Origin of the sequence: Paraburkholderia ribeironis (genome assembly GCF_900019265.1) — a bacterium.
Lineage (GTDB): Bacteria > Pseudomonadota > Gammaproteobacteria > Burkholderiales > Burkholderiaceae > Paraburkholderia > Paraburkholderia ribeironis.
Window position 1 is genome coordinate 1 of sequence record NZ_CYGX02000182.1, and the last position, 846, is coordinate 846.

General features: G+C 57.7%; 1 protein-coding gene. It reads left to right on the plus strand.

Annotated features, from left to right (window positions below; translation table 11 throughout):
- The first annotated feature begins 79 nt into the window (after positions 1 to 79).
- On the plus strand, positions 80 to 790 hold the full coding sequence (locus BN2475_RS33000; protein ID WP_425435601.1) for an IS6 family transposase: 711 nt from the start codon (positions 80 to 82) through the stop codon (positions 788 to 790).
- Positions 791 to 846 lie beyond the last annotated feature (56 nt).

An 846-nucleotide genomic window follows, 5' to 3' on the forward strand; every position in this document is an offset into this window, starting at 1 on the left:
CCATACATGGTGCAAATAGCGCGGGGGCGAATCGGTTAAGGTGTCGGGCTGAACGAATTGAGAACCGACGATGAGCAAGCTGAAGAGCCTGGACGAACTGTTTGCAGGCCGTCACTTTGATCGCGATGTGATCATTCTGTGTGTTCGCTGGTACCTGCGCTACAAGCTTAGCTTGCGCGATCTGGTCGAAATGATGGCGGAACGGGGTCTGTCGCTGGCCCACACGGCGATCCTGCGCTGGGTGCGGCGCTTTGCGCCGGAGTTCGTCAAACGGTGGAATCGCTTCGGCAGGCCCACCGGCCAGTCCTGGCGTGTTGACGAGACTTATCTCAAGCTGCGCGGCAAGTGGGTCTATCTTTATCGGGCGGTGGATCGGGTGGGCCAGACGGTTGACTTCATGCTCCGTGCAAAGCGCGACGTGGAGGCGGCAAAAGTCTTTTTCAGGAAGGCCATCAGACATCAGGGCCAGCCACCGAAGAGCATCACGCTTGACGGCTATGCGGCCTCGCACCGCGCCGTGCGCGAGATGAAGGCCGATGGCTTGCTGCCTGAGGACACGAAGATCCGATCCTCGAAATATCTCAATAATCTGGTCGAGCAGGACCACCGCAACATCAAGTCCCGGACGAAAGTCATGCTCGGCTTCAAACGGTTCAGGAACGCAGCGATCACGCTCTCGGGTATTGAGTTGGTACATCGCATTCGCAAGGGCCAATTCGGCCTCGCGAAGCTCGGCCTCAAAGATACCACTGCGCCCGCAGTCTGGGAGGCCGTCCTGTCTGCTTCATGAGGTATCCTCTAGATAACAACAATCTCGTACAGACCGCCTATTTGCACCATGTATGG